General features: G+C 54.1%; 11 protein-coding genes. 5 read left to right on the forward strand and 6 right to left on the reverse strand.

Annotation, left to right across the window (positions count from 1 at the left end; all coding sequences use genetic code 11):
• The first annotated feature begins 67 nt into the window (after positions 1 to 67).
• Positions 68 to 916, forward strand: a complete 849-nt coding sequence (locus tag FJ147_22755) for a hypothetical protein (protein MBM4258707.1) — start codon at positions 68 to 70, stop codon at positions 914 to 916.
• A 306-nt stretch (positions 917 to 1,222) separates the two neighbouring features.
• Here the strand turns inward: FJ147_22755 and FJ147_22760 are convergent, their stop codons facing one another.
• From FJ147_22760 to FJ147_22775, 4 genes are all read right to left on the reverse strand, one after another.
• Positions 1,223 to 2,689: a hypothetical protein gene (locus FJ147_22760; protein ID MBM4258708.1), complete on the reverse strand. Its 1,467-nt coding sequence runs from the start codon at positions 2,687 to 2,689 to the stop codon at positions 1,223 to 1,225.
• A gap of 425 nt (positions 2,690 to 3,114) precedes the next feature.
• On the reverse strand, positions 3,115 to 3,972 hold the full coding sequence (locus FJ147_22765) for an LLM class F420-dependent oxidoreductase (GenBank protein MBM4258709.1): 858 nt from the start codon (positions 3,970 to 3,972) through the stop codon (positions 3,115 to 3,117).
• Positions 3,973 to 4,040: 68 nt separating this feature from the next.
• Entirely contained in the window at positions 4,041 to 5,390 is a 1,350-nt protein-coding gene (locus tag FJ147_22770) for a PLP-dependent transferase (protein MBM4258710.1), read from the reverse strand.
• Between the two features lie 302 nt (positions 5,391 to 5,692).
• Complete coding sequence (locus FJ147_22775) at positions 5,693 to 6,370, reverse strand: A/G-specific adenine glycosylase (protein ID MBM4258711.1); 678 nt, start codon at positions 6,368 to 6,370, stop codon at positions 5,693 to 5,695.
• A gap of 116 nt (positions 6,371 to 6,486) precedes the next feature.
• On the opposite strand from FJ147_22775, the gene FJ147_22780 reads away from it, so the two are divergent.
• Positions 6,487 to 6,744: an enoyl-CoA hydratase/isomerase family protein gene (locus FJ147_22780; GenBank protein MBM4258712.1), complete on the forward strand. Its 258-nt coding sequence runs from the start codon at positions 6,487 to 6,489 to the stop codon at positions 6,742 to 6,744.
• Positions 6,745 to 6,752: 8 nt separating this feature from the next.
• On the opposite strand, the gene FJ147_22785 is transcribed toward FJ147_22780, so the two are convergent.
• Positions 6,753 to 7,109 carry a hypothetical protein gene (locus tag FJ147_22785; protein ID MBM4258713.1) on the reverse strand — a complete coding sequence of 119 codons (357 nt, stop codon included), beginning with the start codon at positions 7,107 to 7,109 and terminating at the stop codon, positions 6,753 to 6,755.
• A 101-nt stretch (positions 7,110 to 7,210) separates the two neighbouring features.
• Between FJ147_22785 and FJ147_22790 the strand changes: the two genes are divergently transcribed.
• The 3 genes from FJ147_22790 (at position 7,211) to mgtE (ending at position 12,452) form a co-directional block, all read left to right on the forward strand.
• The gene (locus FJ147_22790) at positions 7,211 to 9,082 is read left to right on the forward strand and encodes a glycosyltransferase family 39 protein (protein ID MBM4258714.1); all 1,872 of its coding nucleotides are present in this window, start codon (positions 7,211 to 7,213) and stop codon (positions 9,080 to 9,082) included.
• A 248-nt stretch (positions 9,083 to 9,330) separates the two neighbouring features.
• On the forward strand, positions 9,331 to 11,076 hold the full coding sequence (locus FJ147_22795; GenBank protein MBM4258715.1) for a glycosyltransferase family 39 protein: 1,746 nt from the start codon (positions 9,331 to 9,333) through the stop codon (positions 11,074 to 11,076).
• Positions 11,073 to 12,452 carry a magnesium transporter gene (gene mgtE, locus FJ147_22800; GenBank protein MBM4258716.1) on the forward strand — a complete coding sequence of 460 codons (1,380 nt, stop codon included), beginning with the start codon at positions 11,073 to 11,075 and terminating at the stop codon, positions 12,450 to 12,452. The genes FJ147_22795 and mgtE overlap by 4 nt, the downstream gene beginning before the upstream one ends.
• Positions 12,453 to 12,585: 133 nt before the next feature.
• Here mgtE and FJ147_22805 read toward each other — a convergent pair whose 3' ends face one another.
• Entirely contained in the window at positions 12,586 to 12,948 is a 363-nt protein-coding gene (locus tag FJ147_22805) for a hypothetical protein (protein MBM4258717.1), read from the reverse strand.
• Positions 12,949 to 13,168 lie beyond the last annotated feature (220 nt).

The raw sequence follows: 13,168 nt of genomic DNA on the forward strand, positions 1-13,168 counted from the left end.
AAGGCCTACAGGTCTCCGACGATGAGTTTCAAGCGCTCAATATCAAACCCGGTAAGTTTCATGGCGATTGGAACTATACGCTTCTTCCTCGCTCTTAATCGGTAACTTAATTCTTGCCCATGCCTTATTCTTCAAACGGTTTACGTTGCAATCTCATGTGTTTTCGTTGTTTGCCACCTATGGCATCACCGACCGTTGGGATGTGAATATCCTGCTCCCCTTCGTCTTTACCCACTTTAAGGCCCGTGCTCAGGCTGTCCTCAACAACGAAAGCGGGACAGATACGCACGCGTTTGATTTGGCCACTGGCGCAACGGTTCTGACGCGCTCGGTGTCCAAAAATCCCGTCGGTATTGGTGATCTCATGCTCCGTACCAAATATCACCTGGTGGATAACAACGGCTTTCATCTTGCTGCTGGTGCCACGTTGCGATTGGCTACGGGGGATGAGAAGGATTTTCAAGGACTTGGTGACAACATACTGACACCGTTTCTTGCCCTCTCGCAAGAATACGGGCGCTTTCATTTTCATGCGACTGGTGGCATTGATCTGAATTGGGATGCCTCCGACCGCAACCGCGCTCGTTATGCGGCAGGCGTTGCGTTTGCGTTGCTCGATCAGCTTGTCCTGAACGTCGGTGTTATTGGCAGTTCGTGCTTAAAAACAGATCGTCTCTCAGTCAAAGTTCCGCAATTCGTCAATGTTTCTGGAACTTCCGAGGCAACGCCAACGACACTGCCTGTGACGAGAACCTTTAGCAACAAGATTCGTCCTGACATTGTCGATCTGAACGCCGGCTTCAAGGCGAATATCTATGGATCGCTTGTCGGGTATGCCAGTGTTTTTCTTCCGCTCAATAATGATGGTATGCGGGCGGATGTGATCCCAGCGGCAGGGATGGAAGTCAGCTTTTGATGCGGTTTCCGGAAAATTGGCATGACCCGATGGTGAGCTCCCACAGAGCACGCTGATCAATGGCGCTGCCTCAAGTCCTTTGATCTCTGCACATGATCGCGAACTGACCTCTGATCATGGCACGCGCGCCCACGGGATACCTCCTTTTAGGGGTAGGCTGTTACGCTGAGAAAAGACGAGACGTCATGCCCGCGCAAGCGGACATGACGAACACGCGGCTCCTCACGGCGGGAAATCCGCGCCAATTGAGGCTTGGATAAAAAACCTACCCTTATGAGCGGGATACCTCTGGGCGCGCGTGCCATCTTACTGCGGAGGATTCAACACAACCGTAGCCACGCCAGTGCCAAAGAGTGACACCGACGCACGAGCGCTACTTGTGGCTGGGCAGTTGCCGGAGTATTCAATACCGAGCAACGCACCGCCACTGGGAGGCTGAAGGACAAAGCTTCCTCCTCTAGGTGCTACTACCCGAAAATCGTTATTGTCTGCGATGATAGTGAGCGAGCCTTCGAGGACGATTGAGCACTGGCTGGAAATGGGGAAAAGCCGTTGCGCAATACGGGTGCTCCCATCACAAAACTGTAATTGCCGTGGTACGCCAAAAAGGCTACAGCTTGCTGGTGGCCCACCAACACCGGATTTGTTGTTATTCACGATTGTCGGTTGGGGGAGAAGCGCCGCGACCCACTGAAAAACACGCTGGTTCGTATACACAATATCGAATGGCGCATTAAAATTCAGTGACGAGCCAGACTTCACGCGAATAAAGGTATCGAGTGAGCTGCCTGGGGCAAGCGTGCCGCATACTCTGTTCCCATTGTTATCAAGCCAATCAAAATCACTCGATGTGAATGTTCTTCCCCCCTGTGCGATATTGAGATTTGCATCACAGGCAAGGAACCCTCCAGTCGTCTGTGTCCGTACGTCTGGCTGTGTCAATGTCAGGCTTGCGCTATTCTGCGAGCGCACTTGCATGACCTGAACTTGTCCACGCGACTGACAGGGATTTGTGGCGGCAAAATTCGCTCTTCCGCCGGAAGGATCAACCGCTGCTTGGGTGGAGCTGGTGCATAATCCTTCATCAATTTCAGCCAGTACTGCTCCTGTAATGGCGAAGTTCTGCATGCTTTCTTGCCAGTGGACACGCGTGTGCCGTCCTGTCTGCGGGAAATCCGAGACCACAAAGCCGCCACTCAACCCACGCACAAATGCCCCAAGACCAAGGCTGGTGACAGGAAAGGTCGCGCGCGAAAACTCGACCCCGTCTTTGAGAACTCGTACTGTATGCACCCCATCGGGCAACTCATTCCAGTTGACCAGTAGCCCAAAGCCGTTATTCGTGTCTCCACATTCAGTTGCTGTGTCCCCACGGGCTGTACCATACGCAGCTTGCAGAGTAATCGCACCGTCTATCTCGACATCGATCCGTGTCGCTTCACATGCCCAACCAGAGATCACGCTAATACCGCTCTGGCCTGAACCTGATCTAGGGTTTTCTAGAGCCGTGCGGGGGCTGGAGGAAGTGGTAGTCGTTAGGCTTTCGGTCGCTCCGATAATACTGAAATTCTGGATGCTTTCCTGCCAGCGAATGTGTGTCGTCTGACCGGTCTGGGGAAAGTTGGGTAACGCGGATTCTCCGGTGAGACCAACGGCAAATTGTTGATTCAATCCGAGGGTGGAGACGATGACGGTCGTTCGGGCAAACTCGGTGCCGTTGCGTAAGGCCCGTACTGTGTAATGGCCATCCGGCAAGAGGCTCCAGTTGACCAACAGCCCAAACCCGTTGTTGGTGTCGCCGCACTGGCTAAGCGTGTCGCTTCGTCCGGTACCATACGCAGCCTGGAATGTTGCCGGGACGCTGCTACCACTGACTTCGATATCTATACGATCTGCCTGGCAGGCCCATCCCGAAACGATACCAATCCCGCTTTAAAACGACCCTGGCTGCGGGTTTTCTAACACAGCTTGTGCGAAGACTACCGTCGGGAGAGCAACACTGAATAATGTAAAGAAAAGCAGAGGAAAGACAAACCGCGAGACGATAATGAGCATAACCGTACCTCCTCAGTGCCGCGAGAAATAGTAGAAGAGACGCACCGTGGCAGAGTGTGCTCTTCTTTAGTTCTAGCGCGGTGTGCTCAACAGCGTCAAATACAAGGAAGGCCTGATAATAGCTAGGGAAGAAACTCCCGGTTCTACGCTCTCAACACCTGCCGGGCTAACTCTTCCAGCTCGGTAAGTTTTTTCGCGCCTTCTGCGGTCAACCAGATGGTGGCGTGATTCACCCCCGCACGTTCCAGCGCCTCAACTTCTGCGCGTGTACGGTACTGCCCTGCCTGCCCAAAGGCGAAAACTGAAATCGACCGTGGATCGCGTCCCGCTTGCTGAGCCAGGGCGTTGAGTTCTTTGCGCCCCCGCTCGATTTCTTCGAACGGGAGCAAGGTAGGAAGCCAACCGTCTCCCCAGGCGACGATCCGCTTGAACACATTCTTCGCGCCACCACCGAGTAACACGGGAGGATGAGGCTTTTGTAACGGTTTGGGAAAGGAGCGGACAGCAGGAAAGTTGTAATACTTCCCGTGATATTCGGCTTCAGCTTTGGTCCACAACTCTTTCATCGCAAGGATCGACTCTTTCGTTTGCGCCCACGGATGCGTAGGATCACCACCCATAATGTCGATTTCTTCCTTCAGCCATCCCGCACCAATACCGAACAAGACACGCCCACCGGAAAGTTGATCCAGCGTTGCTATTTCTTTCGCTAGTAACAGCGGGTTACGTTCTGGTACTAAGCAGACGCCAGTGCCGAGCTTGATCTGCTTAGTGGCTCCTGAGATATGCGCCAGGGTAATAAACGGATCGACCATGTGGCTGAATAGCTCGGGAATCGAGCCGTCCGCAGAGCCTGGATACTGCGTCTGACAATGCACCGGAATGATCGGATGTTCAGGCAGCCAAAACGAGGCGAACCCTAGCTCTTCAGCTCGCTTGGCGAGCTCAGCATAGTCAACGGTGAGATCGGTTCCCAATGAAAAAACGCCGACAGGAATCATGCAGTTCCCCTCCTTGGTTGCCGAGCACCATACAAGAGGGGAACTGGAAGAGAAATCCCGGCCTGCTTTTACCGTACCGCTGTCACTGGCGGCGCGGGTTTTTCGTTACACAAGCCAGCAACCGCGTCGAGTGCTTTGCTCAAATCCTCGATAATGTCTTGCCAGTCTTCAAGCCCGAGCGAGAGACGGAGCATGCCGGGTTCTACGCCACGGGCGAGTTTTTCGGCGGCTGGCAGCGCGGCATGGGTCATCGAGTACGGATTCTCAATGAGGGTTTTGATGTGTCCTAGACTCACTGCCAGTGTTATCGAATAGGCGTGTTCGGCGACATAATCGATGAACGCTTCGGCGACCCGATTGTCGGCACTGGGGTCTTTGAGCGTGAACGCCAACATCGAGCCAGGAGCGAATTTGCCGCGATAGTCAGTCATCTGCCGCTGGGCGAGATCACGCTGGGCAAAGTTATCCAACCCCGGATACACAACCTTCGCGACGAGCGGATGCTCTTGCAGGAACTGCGCGACCTTCATTGCGCTCTTTTGCTGATTCACCATACGCGTAGCTAATGTCGGCAAACCGTACACGAGAAACGTCCATGCCGCCTTCGACGACAATACGCCACCGAAATCTTTACGGTACATCAACAATGGGCTGTGGAGTTCACGTGGAGCGATGACCGCGCCACCCATATCCGTACCGAAGCCGCCGATGTCTTTGGTGAGGCTGTGGATAACAACATGTGCTCCCTGTTCAAGCGGACGCTGACAATATGGGGTTGAGAAGGTGTTGTCGACAACGACGAGAATGGGTTCTGTCCGCCCTGTACTGGCTTCGTCGACGATGCGCCGCACCGCGGCAATATCGATGAGTTGGAGAGTCGGGTTGACCGGGGTCTCGAAGTACACTACCCGGGTGCGGTCGTTGATTGCAGCGCGTAACGCCTGTTCATCAGTCAGATCAACGAAACGGGTAGTGACCTGCAAGCGAGGGAGCCAATGCGTCATGAGACTATAGGTGCAGCCATAGACCACGCGATGGGCGATGATCTCTTCACCGGCTTTGACGGTGACGCCGAGTGCCGCGCTGACCGCCGCCATGCCGGTGGCAAAACACACAGCGGACTCTCCACCCTCAGCGTGAGCGAGAGCGTCTTCCAACATGCCACGGGTGGGTTCATCGAGCCGGTCGTAGATATAGATTGGTACTTGCGAGGTCAGGTTCGCGGCATCATTGGCAAAATTGGCGAAGCCACGGGCACCGCGATACGCCGAACTTAAACGGAATGTGGTGGAAGCTGAGATCGGTGGTACCACATGATGGTCGTAGTCCCAGCGTGTGCTATTAGGAATCCCATGAATCATCTGGGTCCGCATACGGTATTCGTCTTTTTTGGCCCGGCGTGACTTCTTTTCCATGATTACACCCCCTATCGTCTTCTGGTATCGGTGCCAACGGCGACTTTTGAAGTGTCGCTATGAGTATTGTAAGCCTGAAAATAGAGATCGCAAAGCTTATGTCTGGGGCGATAATGGTTCAGTGTTTTTTGCTCGTCGTACGAAGCGACGTTACGTTCCCGGTATTCTGGGGGTTTCGCGACGAAGAGTCTTTTCTTTTTCTCCTTTGAGAGATTCTTCACTCCGCGGAGTCTATCCTGAGCTTGTCGAAGGGCTTCGTTCAGCATGACATGGTTCTACGGCTTGCCGCGTGTAGAGGTCGTTTCTTACGCTTTGCTCGTAACGCTCTTACACACTGCTCGCAATGGACAACTCGAACACCGTGGCGTACGTGCGACACAAATCGTTGCACCGACATCCATAATGGCTTGATTGAATAAGTAGGCCTTGCCTTTGGGAGTCATGCGGTGCGCGACCTCCCACAAAAAGCGAGTCGTCTGTCGTTCCGGTGGAAGGGCAAAAAATCGAGTCAGGACTCGTTCGGCATTGGTATCGAGAATGGCTGCGTCTTTGCGAAAGGCAAAGCTGGCTACTGCGCCTGCAGTATAAGGGCCGATACCCGGCAACGTTTCCAGTTCTGTCGGATCTTTGGGAAACTGGCCATCATATTCGTCGACAATCTTTTGGCTGGTGCGCTGTAGATTACGCGCACGGGCATAGTAGCCCAGCCCTTCCCAGGTTTCACGGACTTCTGGTTCATCGGCACGCGCGAGGTCTTCGACGGTCGGATAACGCTGAAGGAATTTTTCATAATACAGCGTTGCACGTTGAACCTGTGTCTGTTGCAGCATGATTTCGGAAACGAGAATAGCGTATGGGTCGCGGGTGCGACGCCACGGGAGGTCGCGTCCGTATTTCTGGTACCAACTGATGAGGCGTTGCTGAAAGGCACGAATGGTTGCAGGATGAGCGACGTGCCAGGAGGCCTGAGTCAGCTTTTTCATCGGCGGTTGTTGTGGCAGAAGCAAGGAAAGGAGGGAAGGGGGGCTTTGCCTTGACTCGAAAGAGCAGAGCCACTAAGGTGGCGACGCCTAGAGATGATTAAGGAGGGCGAACGTTCATGGCTGGACGGGAGAGCCTAGAAAAGACCATAGCCAAAATCCTCCATCGACATTGTGAGTTCGGATGGGCTCACTACTACATTCCGAGCGAGAAGTTTCCCAGCTTGGTTGATGAACTGCTTAAGGTGTTACAACCGACAGAGGAAGCGAGTGAAGACGAGCTGGTCAAGTTCTTTCTCGGCATTCGCAAATATACCTCTGAACAGGAGCGGGTCGACCGCGTCCTCTCAGAGTATCGATTGCTGCGGCGCAAGTAGACCGTGCTTCAATGCCCTTCCTCTGGGAGGTTGTCGCTCTGTGGCATTGGTGCGCTGTTGACCGGAGCATTTTCCTCTGGTGGTAGAGGAGGGAGTGTCAGTTTCGCTGCTAATTCCTCCAACCGTCGTAACCGCTCATTCAGTCCCGCCTGTAACTGTTGAGACTGTTGCTCTAGCGCTGCTCGCGCGGAGAGTGCAGCTTCGAGTTGTGCCCGTACCTCCTGCTCGCGCAAGAGGGTGGCTTGATGCTCCTGGCGGAGCGACGCGAGCATTTTCTGCTGCTCTTTGTTGGCAATGACATACCCCGCATATCCACTGAGCGATGCGGCGACAATGATATTCAGGAGGACAGCTGGAGCACGCATAATCATTACGAATTGTAGAGGGGAGAGGGGAGATGAGAAAAGAGGGGTTTGACAGGCGCAACCGCAGCGTATAGGTGCCAAAGCCATGTTCGAGGTGCTGCATGAGTGAGTGGCAGCGAACCCGGCAGACCGTCATTGGTCTCTCTCTCCTCTGTTTCCTTTTGTATTTTTGGGAGTTGGGAAATATCCCCTTCTATAATTACGAGGAATCAAAGGAAGCGCTTATCGTTTGGGAGATGGTCAATGATGGTGGCTGGATCTTACCCAAACGCAACGGGACGGAATTGCCACTCAAACCCCCACTGTTCCATTGGTGTGGAGCGCTCATCGGAATTGTGAGCGGCAAAGTGAATGAATTTGCCGTCCGGTCTCCGTCTGCGCTGTTTGCCACGGCGACGGTATTGCTCACCTTCTTCTTTGCCCAATTTTTGTGGAACTGGCGGGTAGGATTGTTTTCAGCGCTCATTTTGGCAACGTCACCCGAATGGATGCGTTGGGCAGTGTATGCCCGTAGCGATATCGTGCTTTGTTTTTTCCTGACAACGGCAGCAATGTCGTTCTTTTTACTGTGGCGAGAGCGAGCCACAGCACCGCAGACGTTGTGGCTCTTCTATCTGAGTATCGGCCTGGCCACGCTTGCAAAAGGGCCGCTGGGAGTAGTGCTGCCAGGAGTCACTATTCTGCTCTTCCTCTACCTGACGCGAGAAGTGGACTTCCTCAAGCGTATGCGCCTCGGCAGAGGAATCGCCGTCGTCGGGGTCGTCGCGGTATCATGGTACGTGCTTGCCACGTGGATTGGGGGATGGGAATTTTTCCGCCGGCAAGTGTTGGACGAAAATGTATTTCGCTTTTTTGACAGCGAGCAAGGGGGGCCCAGTCGCGATCACGCCTTTTATTACTATATCCCCACCTTATTTGTGGGCATGTTGCCGTGGAGTTTGTTTTTCCCTTTAGTCGGCTATTTCCTGTATCGCTCACGACTGCATGAGAAGAAGCTCCTCTATTTGGTGGTGTGGTTTGTCGGCGGCTTTGTCTTTTTCTCACTTGCGTCAGGAAAGCGAGGCAATTATCTCCTGCCTCTATATCCGGCAGTGGCGATGCTGTTAGGGGTGTGGTGGCAAGAACTGGTAGATGGTTCCTTACGTTTCTCACCAGTAGTGAATCGAGCCGCCCGGATTGCGGCGTTACTGATTTGTGGCGGGCTTGCACTGGGCGTCACGTTGTTGACTGCTCATGGCTTGGGGTCGGAGCTTGCGCATTGGATTGCGCCCTTTTTGCATCCACGTGATGTCGCGAATCTTCCAGTCGTTGCCGAAAGCATCCAGCAGCAATTCCCGGTTGTGGTGATCTGGCTACTGATGCTGGTGTTTGCCGTTGGGTGGTATGTGTGGGGCGTACGCCACGCGCAATGGATGTATGTGTTTGCCGCATTGACGATTGCAACCTCTTCATCGCTCTATTTTACCAAAGCGTTGTTTCATCCCCTGTTAGCACAGGAGCGGACGTACAAGCCGTTTATGCTCGGCGTGCGTTCGACGGTGAAGAATGCGCCACTGTACTTTCATCGCGATGCCTACGACTATGGGGCAAACTTTTATGCGGCCCGGCGCATTCCGGTATTCAAAGGGGATTTAGCTGACTTCCCGGTTGATACTGTCAACGGCTCGCCCTCGTACCTGTTGATGTGGGAAGAGGACTGGCCACGGGTGACTGTCGGTTCTGACCTCCGCTTTGAGCATCTTGTTGCCAGTGAGGGAAAGGGACCGGATAAAAAACACCGCTTAGCGCTCATCGCCGTGCTGCCGCCGATCCCTGATGAGCAATCTCCACCTAAGGTTGACAACAAAGCGGAAGGCGGAACTGAAAGTGATAAGCTGCCGACGACCGCGACGGCGAAAAGCCAACCGCTCGATACGTCGGCAGGGTCGCGGTCTCAATCACTCTCGGATAAGGCGCCGCCTCCGAAGCAGTAAGGATACGATTGCGGCCTGGCCCTGTACGCATTTGACACTGAACTCTAGGTTTCCTTCATGACTTGTGGATATATGCTCCGTTCATGCTTCGACGAGCTCAGCACGAACGGAGGTGTTGTTGTGGCTGACTTCTTCTTTCCGTTCACCCTGAGTCCTGAGCTTGTCGAAGGGGCGAAGGGTGGTGTGTTCGGCTGCTGTCATCCTTTCGCAGCAGCTGAGTATTTGCCTGCTCATACTACAGAAACCCTATGCGCCAGCAAGCTGTTCTGACCGGTGTTGCACTCACGGTGTTATGTCTCGTCCTCTATTGGTGGGGACTTGGTGACGTGCCTTTTTACACGAAAGGCGAGCCACGTGAAGCAACGGTCGTCTGGGAGATCTACACGACCAACGAATGGATTCTCCCACTCCGCAATGGCCATCTGATCCCCTCGAAACCGCCGCTCTTTCATTGGCTGGGAACACTGGTGTCGTACGCGAGTGGTGGGGTGAGCGAGTTTTCGATTCGGTTTCCGTCGGCTGCTTTAGCGACCGTGGGTGTGTTGCTGACGTATGGGACTGGTGTCGCACTGTGGGGTGTGGAGGCCGGGGCAGTGGCAGCGGTGATATTGGCAACGAGTTTTGAGTGGAGTCGAGCAGCGACGACTGCACGGGTTGATATGACCCTCACTGTGTGTATGGTGGCTGCGTTCTTGTTCTTTCTCTTTTTGTACCGGCGAAAAGACGTACGACCCCGAGAGGCGTTCTTGTTCTATGTGCTCCTGGGACTTGCGACCCTGGCCAAAGGACCGGTTGGGGCGATCTTACCTGGGCTGACGGTGCTTTGCTTTCTTGCCGCGCGTCGTGACTTAACGTTTTTGCGACACCTCTATGTCATTGTCGGTGGATTCCTTGTGCTGCTGATTGCCGGGTCTTGGTACGGTTTGGCACTATGGCAAGGTGGCTACGACTTTTTCACCAAACAGATCATGAAAGAGAACGTCTTGCGCTTTTTCACGAGCGATGCGGGACATGAGCATCCTTTCTATTATTTTTTGCCGAACCTGTTTCTTGGTATGGCACCGTGGAGCTTTTTCTTCCCGCCTTTTGTCGTGTACATATACCGTCAGCGGCGTGTGTGGGCGGAAAAAGAATATCTCTATCTCATCGTTTGGATTGCTACCGTCTTTCTTTTTTACTCGGCGGCCAAGAGTAAACGCTCCGTGTACATTCTTCCCTTGTATCCCGCGGTTGCCTTATTGATCGGCGCCTGGTGGCAGGAGCTGCGCCACGGGAGTACGGTAATGTCGGGGCCGTTCTTTCGCCTCATTCAGGCGAGCGGGTATTTCTGTTTGCTGTTTGCGCTTGTGACGATTGCGGCGATCGGCGGTCAAGCGCTCGGGTACGATCCGTTGGGAGTGATTCGGCCGCTGTTGCATCCTCGTGACCAAAGCAACTTGCCGATGTTTACGGGGATTGTCGCGGCGCATCCGACAGCGTTTCTGTTGTGGAGTGCCATGACGGCTGGGTCCGTCAGCTTGTTGGTGCTTGGCATTCATCATCGCTATTGGGGATGGGTATTTAGCGGATTGGCGGCTTTTACGATTGGTGCTGTACTGCTGGTGAATAACGTGTTCCAACCCACGGTGGCAGCCACGCGTACCTACCGTCCATTTATGGAACGAGTAGTGACACGAGCAGGCCAGGCACCGATGTTTTTTTTCCAAGCGTTCGACAATGGTGCCCTCTATTACTCACGACGGCGTATCCCGCAGTATGATGCAAATCTGGTTCAGCCCGGAGTCGGCTACTTTCTCCTCATGCGCAGGTCGAAGTGGGAAGAAATTGCCAAACTGAATGCAGAAAATTTTGTCTTGCTCGATGAGAGCGAAGGCACGGGTCCGAAAGATCGGCACAAGCTCGCGCTTGTTCACACAGCAAAAGGAGCTTACGTTTCTATCGAAGAACCTGTGGCACCAGCCGATGAAGATGAACCGGAAGCCGATGCCTTATGAATCCACAAGTCACCCCGGCAGATCCTCGTGAACGAGAGACCTTGCTTGAAACGCTGGTCATTCAGGCTGAACTGGGCCAGGATGAACTGGTGCGGACTGGGGTGGCAGCGCTCCATCCGGCTGATATTGCTGAGCTGCTCAATGCCTTAGAAGAGCCCGAGCTCAAGCAGAAAATTTTTACCTCACTGGCGCCGGACCTGGCGTCCGAGGTCTTTAGCTTTGCCTCACCTCTTACACAGGAAGAACTCACGCAGGAGCTTTCGAGTGCCGCACTGGGTGACATCGTTGAACGACTTGATTCGGACGACGCCGTCGATCTGCTGGCTTCGTTGCCGCGGGAGCAAGTTCGGGCAGTGCTTGACCAGGTTCCCCAAGAACTGTCGGCGGAGATGGCGCAACTGCTGCGCTATCCCCCGGACACCGCCGGCGGGATTATGCAGACGGAGCACGTTGAAGTGCCTGAAGGGACCTCCGTCACGCAAGCGATTGAAATGATTCGCCGACATATTGCCGAGGTCCCAGATATTCATAACGTGTTTGTTGTTGATAGTGCGAGGCGGCTCGTTGGGGTGCTTCCGCTACGAAAACTCATTCTCGCACAGCCGCACGACCCGGTTGATAACGTCATGGATCGTCAGGTCATCTCCGCGCGGGTTGATCTCGACCAGGAAAAAGTAGCGCAACTCTTCAAGCGTTATGATTTGGTTTCCTTGCCGGTGGTTGACACTGATGGCCTGCTGCTTGGCCGTATCACCGTTGACGACGTGGTCGATGTTCTTGAAGAAGAGGCGACTGAAGACATCTACAAGCTTGCTGGCCTTAGTGGAGAAGATACCGTTTTCGATTCGCCGCGAGAGTCAATTCGGCGACGGTTACCGTGGCTTGGCTTGAACCTTGTGACCACGACCCTCAGTGCAAGTGTGATTTCGTTCTTTGAGGGAACGATTCAATCGGTGGCGATTGCTGCTGCCTTTATGACGATGGTGGCTGCACAAGGGGGCAATGCGGGCGTACAAACACTCACAGTGATTGTCCGTGGGTTAGCGCTCGGCGAGGTCAATTTGAGCCACGCGAAACGTGTACTGCTGAAGGAGTTACTTGTGGCATTGGGGAATGGTGTGATCTTGGGAGTTGCGGCGGGCCTGATTGCCTATGTGTGGAAGGGGCAACTACTGCTCGGTGTCGTTCTTACTCTTGCGTTGCTCGTGAATCTGGTCGTCGCCGCGTTCATTGGTAGCGTGATCCCGTTTACGCTGCGCTGGTTTGGCGTCGATCCGGCGGTGGCTTCGAATGTGTTTGTGACGGCGTGCACTGACCTCTGCGGGTTTCTGTCGTTTCTGGGAATCCTCAGCCTGTTCCTCCGCCTCTTCGGTTGACGGATAGGCGTGCGCATCGACTACGGCGTGGCGCTGTGTCTTCTTTCTGCCTTGTTGCTCGCCTCTACGGTCTTTGTGCGTGACAGGAGCGCATTCAACGACGCGGGAGAGGTTTGCAGTGCGTAAGAGGCGTTCAACTGTACGCCTCGACTGGTTCACAGTCGCCAATAGCAAAATAGTCGACGTCTTCTTTTTTCAGGCCTTGGTGGATATCAACTGTGACATGCGGGAGTACGCGGCCGATCCCAACCACGCAACGTTGAGTGCGTAACTCCGGAATTGAGACTCCCACATATCGTGGTGTGACAACCAGGTATTCAAGCGGATCATCTTGATACGATGCGGGTGAAACGAGCTTGAGTAACAGGTAGCGAGTATCTGGGAGAAATGACACTTCCCCTAATTCTTCGGCAATCATGGGACGCAGCACGGGGCCGAAACAGTTGCCGGTACTGCAAGAAATGCGAAAGGTGCGAGGGCCATTGCTGTGTTGCATGGCATTGTACTCCTTGTTCGAGCGTGGCTTGCCGGTAGGTGTATTCTGGTTACTATCCTCACCCGTACTCGCTCCGCTCGTCCAGCCCCCTCCTGGCCTGATGAACGAAGAGGAAACACGAGAGGCAGGAAGGAGGAAAGAGCGACACCCGATTTGTTCCGCGGGAGCAAGCAAAGAAGGTCTTGTGAGCGAGCAGCGATGGAGCTAAGAGCGACATAGG

This window comes from Deltaproteobacteria bacterium (assembly GCA_016874775.1).
GTDB lineage: Bacteria > Desulfobacterota > Binatia > Bin18 > Bin18 > VGTJ01.

Coding starts and splice junctions, on each gene's coding strand:
- FJ147_22765 (MBM4258709.1), bottom strand. CDS start 3,972: ATGATTCCTGTCGGCGTTTTTTCATTGGGAACCGATCTCACCGTTGAC.
- FJ147_22775 (MBM4258711.1), bottom strand. CDS start 6,370: ATGAAAAAGCTGACTCAGGCCTCCTGGCACGTCGCTCATCCTGCAACC.
- FJ147_22780 (MBM4258712.1), top strand. CDS start 6,487: ATGGCTGGACGGGAGAGCCTAGAAAAGACCATAGCCAAAATCCTCCAT.
- FJ147_22785 (MBM4258713.1), bottom strand. CDS start 7,109: ATGCGTGCTCCAGCTGTCCTCCTGAATATCATTGTCGCCGCATCGCTC.
- FJ147_22790 (MBM4258714.1), top strand. CDS start 7,211: ATGAGTGAGTGGCAGCGAACCCGGCAGACCGTCATTGGTCTCTCTCTC.
- FJ147_22795 (MBM4258715.1), top strand. CDS start 9,331: ATGCGCCAGCAAGCTGTTCTGACCGGTGTTGCACTCACGGTGTTATGT.
- mgtE (MBM4258716.1), top strand. CDS start 11,073: ATGAATCCACAAGTCACCCCGGCAGATCCTCGTGAACGAGAGACCTTG.
- FJ147_22805 (MBM4258717.1), bottom strand. CDS start 12,948: ATGCAACACAGCAATGGCCCTCGCACCTTTCGCATTTCTTGCAGTACC.